At 59.5% G+C, this 598-nt stretch carries 2 protein-coding genes; one reads left to right on the forward strand and one right to left on the reverse strand.

Annotated elements, in window-relative coordinates:
* Positions 1 to 166: LysR family transcriptional regulator (locus tag AC0L2H_RS32490; RefSeq protein ID WP_473593676.1), on the reverse strand; the 166-nt coding region annotated here is incomplete at its 3' end.
* A 147-nt stretch (positions 167 to 313) separates the two neighbouring features.
* On the opposite strand from AC0L2H_RS32490, the gene AC0L2H_RS32495 reads away from it, so the two are divergent.
* A partial coding sequence (locus tag AC0L2H_RS32495; protein ID WP_473593675.1) for an omptin family outer membrane protease occupies positions 314 to 598 on the forward strand: 285 nt, incomplete at its 3' end.

Raw genomic sequence — 598 nt, forward strand, 5'->3', positions numbered from 1 at the left:
CACGGACGACCAGTTCATCGTTGAAATAATCGCGCAGCCGGGCGACGGCCGCGCTCATGGCCGGCTGACTTAGGTTGATGCTGCTTGCCGCCGCCGTCAGGTTGCGCTCGCTCAGCAGTGCGTCGAGCACGACGAGGAGGTTCAGATCAAGCCATTGGAAACGCACGGTTTTTGCTATCCATAGCGTGGATGCTCCGATCTAAACAATCAATTTTGCCAAACGTCCAGGGCGCTGCATAGACGACCGCACGTGACGTGCACCCGGTACGCCGCGTATGGCCGAATGGCGGATGATTCCTATGAGGGTACTTTTATGAAATTGTATGTCAAAGTCTTTGGTGGAGCGGCAGCATTGTTCGCTGCCTGGCCGGCGATGGCCAGCGAGCCGGTGGTGAACGAACCGGCGCCCTACAATCCCAATTTCTCTTTCGTCGGCGGCGTCGGCGTCATCGACATCGAGGCCAACGAGCTGGTCTATCAGGCTTCCGGCAGCGGCTCGAAGCTGAGCCAACTTGTCTGGAAAAGCACCTCTCCGGTCATCTCAGCCGAGATGACGGCGCGCAGCGAGGCCGGCTGGACCGCCAAGCTTTCCGGCCAG

The organism is Mesorhizobium sp. WSM4871, assembly GCF_055811295.1.